The organism is Schnuerera sp. (assembly GCF_035459645.1).
Classification (GTDB): Bacteria; Bacillota; Clostridia; order Tissierellales; family Tepidimicrobiaceae; genus Schnuerera.
In genome coordinates, this window is the sequence record NZ_DATHXO010000148.1 from 1 (window position 1) to 3,630 (window position 3,630).

Genomic DNA, 3,630 nt, shown 5'->3' on the forward strand with positions numbered 1-3,630 from the left:
CCGGCAGCGACAAACAGGCATGGTCCAGCAACGTCCGGCTTGCACCGAGCGAGTATATCCCGACGCTGTACTTCCGTGAGTTGGCGTAATGCAACCTATCATCGTATCCCGGGGCGGCGAGTTCGCCCCGGATTGGCGGGATGCTTTAGCTTGAATAGTTTTATAAATATCTTCCCCATCAAAATTACTGCAGCTCCATTTTAGGATATATTCAACCTAAATAATAATAAATAGGTAATACCTTTTTATATTATGGTATTTCCAAGAATAAATACAATAAAGATATATTTCTAATTACAATATGCCTTCAATATTAATACTTATTTCATATAATTTATAAATTATATACATTAATTTTATAGCTTTAATTCGTGTTATTTTCTCCATCGATAATAATCTTTTTACATTCTTCACAATAAAAAGCTTCTATACTATACCCTAATTTGATACCTTCCGCAAACCATTGTAAAAATATTCCCTTATCTTTTCCTTCAGGAATCCATTTAAGAGGGTATCTATCTCCATGTATAAAACCTAATTTCATTTTTGCTCCACAGTATGGGCATATATTTATATTTTCCATTTATAGACCTCCTATTATATGAACAATATGTGTTGCACATTAAATTGCTCATATACATAATATCATTTACAGGGGTTCATAGTAACCCCTTAAACATTAACATTTAGTAAGTAAAGCTTGAACCGCAAAACTTATTTGATTATATATATACAATAAAAAGTAACTTTAATTAGCAAAATATATATAAAAAAGCCAGTAGGTTTTCATAATAAAACTACTGGTTTTATAAAACTGATATATCTAATTCTTCACTCCTGAGCATTCATTATATACTGAATAACTTTATATTATCTTAAATATTTAAACCTTTTCAACTTATCCAAAACTTATTTCCCACAACAATTCTTAATGTTTATCATAAACTATCTACATAATTCTTTGCTTCAACTAATTCCATTCCAGTAACATCCCTTAACTTTTTTATTGCTTTAACTTTCTTATTTGCCTCAATAAGTTTTATTAGCTCATCTTTCAACTCATCATTTATTTTCTCTTTAGATGGTTCAGGTAATCCAAGACGCTCAATAATTCTATCTAATTTTGATTCTATACGTTTTTGGCCACGTTGTAATGCATTAATATTTGTATTAAAAATAGTAAATAGAATAGCTATTAAAATTAAAAATATATATTCCATATTTTCTACCTCCATTGCTAGTTAATTTTATAATAGATATATCATTTTATTTTCAACTATTAAACAAATATAATTTTCATTTACAAAGCAAGAACTAATTTTAACTGCTTCGCAGGAAAAAACCCTTTTAAAACTACTCCACTTTGTATATCTATTAATACTTCAGCATTGCCATACTTTGCATGAAAATGGGGCAGCATATGATCATTTTAATGCATTGTTACCTTTATTCCATAAAAAAGTGATATTTCTGGCACTAGGATTTCCCCCTTATACAATATTTCAACATAGATAATATATTATAGCATAATATTTACTACATATGATATAAATGATGAGTCGTATTATTGGAGGGCAGACACATGGGTCTGCCCCTACGCACAACCATTATATATGCTAGAACCATTGCGATGCCTATTGTAAATCATGTGTCGTATGAAACCGGATGGACACACAGGTCCATCCCTACCCACAACTGTGATATATTCCACATCGTAGGGGTTGACCTATGTGTCAACCCGTTTAGATGTCAACTTGATTATATGTCAACTCGTTAATGCACATAACATTACTTACACGTATTATACCACTTAATTCCAGTTTATGATAGCCCCCTGAACATTATCCTATAACATATAGCTTCTCCTATTTATGATACGGTTCACCGTATCGGTTCTACTAGCAAAACTTACTTGTTGGTTGATGTATCTAATAAAACAACAAATTAATTAAGCAGGTAAATAAAACCAGCAGATTTATATCATAATAAACCTGCTAGTTTTATATTTTATAAACTTAGAAATTTATTAACTTGTTCCTTTACTGTTTGGTTGGCAATAAGAGAATCTTTTATTGAATTTAGACCATACTTATGTGTTTCTAAAATAAGTATATGACTATAGCTAGAAACTGTAGAACAATTATACATTGATTCAAAAATTTGCCTAAATGGATTACCTTTATCTATATTACCAATCCCAATAATAAATAATTTGTTTAGAAATTCATTGTAATAAGATTCATTTTTCATCCAAAAATCTTGGCTTCGTTCATTCAATTTAAAATAAAGTGAAGATGGATTTCCACAATACATTGGAACGAGCCAAATAATTCTATTAACTTCTTTTGTTGATTGAAAGTACAAATAAGCATCGTCATTGTGGTATATGCACCTTTCACTCATACACTCATAATTACAATTCTTGCATTCATGGATATCTAAATCATTTATAGAAATATACTTCACTTCATAATTTAAAGATTTACTAATAATATAATCTGCCATTAAGGAGCAATTTCCTGTATTTCGAGCACTGAAAGATACTAAACTAATCTTTCTCACTAATAATCCTCCCTTTCAGGTTAATGTAAATAATATATTAGATGACTAAAAGTTTTTATTTATAATAATTTCTTCTGCCATTTACCATGTTCCTTATGATAATAGAATTCGCTTAGATTATCAGACTCAAAAATGTTAAACATATCTAAAAAATCAGGAGCTAGCTTATACTCACATAAATTCTCTTTTTCTATCCAAAACACATCACCTTCTTTTGAGGATTTTAAATTTCCTTCAAATTAATTAGTCTTAAAAAATAAAACTACATATCGCTGATTTTGCTTTGTTTGAAATTGCTTTACCCCGCATAAAATTGGATTTTCAATAATAAGGCCCGTTTCTTCAAAAACTTCTCGCTTAACAGATTCAACGAAAGATTCTCCATATTCAACATGTCCTCCGGGAAATGTAATTCCTGGCCAATCTAAATTTTGTCTATCCTGTACTAAAATATAATCTTCATTGTATATCATACACATATTAGTAAAAATAGCTTGTTCACTTCGAGTCATTGCTGTACCTCTCTAATACACTATATTTGTTTCATAAACCCATAATGAAACCCGCTTACATCCTTCATTCTTTAATATATTTATAATTTCATCCATTAACTTAGTACCTAACCCTTTTCCCCAGTATTCCTTAAGAAAATACATTGAATATATAGAGCCACACTCAACTAATCTCATATCCCAATAAAATCACCTCATAAAATATAATATAACTTACTTACTATTCCTTCTAGTTTAAATTGCTTTTTCCATAACCATAATTTCCCAGTTCCTTTCAGGATGAATTTTGCTAAACATTTCTTTTACTACTTTAAATCCCATTCTTGTCCAAAACTCAAATCCATTTTTGTTTTGTTTTAGCACACCCAATCTTAATCTGCGATACCCTTTTTGCCTCATATTTGCTGTGAACTCCTCAATAAATGCCTTCCCATATCCTTGTCTATGAAAATCTCCATTAATCATAAATAATCCTATGTATACTGCATCTTCATCTGGATAATTCATTATATAATCTATAATTCCAATATCTTGACCATTTATAGATATTATTTTG

General features: G+C 29.7%; 7 protein-coding genes. All 7 read right to left on the reverse strand.

What is annotated here, in order from left to right:
* Positions 1-364 precede the first annotated feature (364 nt).
* A complete protein-coding gene (locus tag VK998_RS03445) occupies positions 365-583 on the reverse strand; it encodes a PF20097 family protein (RefSeq protein ID WP_325225502.1) in 219 nt (72 codons plus the stop codon).
* A gap of 355 nt (positions 584-938) precedes the next feature.
* Positions 939-1,220, reverse strand: coding sequence for a ribosomal protein L7/L12 (locus VK998_RS03450; protein WP_325225503.1), 282 nt, complete (start codon positions 1,218-1,220; stop codon positions 939-941).
* A gap of 80 nt (positions 1,221-1,300) precedes the next feature.
* Positions 1,301-1,420, reverse strand: a complete 120-nt coding sequence (locus tag VK998_RS12975) for a DUF4160 domain-containing protein (RefSeq protein WP_414713550.1) — start codon at positions 1,418-1,420, stop codon at positions 1,301-1,303.
* 587 nt (positions 1,421-2,007) lie between these two features.
* The gene (locus VK998_RS03455; protein ID WP_325225505.1) at positions 2,008-2,562 is read right to left on the reverse strand and encodes a flavodoxin family protein; all 555 of its coding nucleotides are present in this window, start codon (positions 2,560-2,562) and stop codon (positions 2,008-2,010) included.
* A 239-nt stretch (positions 2,563-2,801) separates the two neighbouring features.
* Entirely contained in the window at positions 2,802-3,074 is a 273-nt protein-coding gene (locus VK998_RS03460; RefSeq protein ID WP_325225507.1) for an 8-oxo-dGTP diphosphatase, read from the reverse strand.
* A 12-nt stretch (positions 3,075-3,086) separates the two neighbouring features.
* Positions 3,087-3,251, reverse strand: coding sequence for a GNAT family N-acetyltransferase (locus VK998_RS12980; RefSeq protein ID WP_414713551.1), 165 nt, complete (start codon positions 3,249-3,251; stop codon positions 3,087-3,089).
* 57 nt (positions 3,252-3,308) lie between these two features.
* Positions 3,309-3,630 (reverse strand): GNAT family N-acetyltransferase (locus VK998_RS03465; RefSeq protein WP_325225510.1); only part of this gene is annotated, 322 nt, incomplete at its 5' end.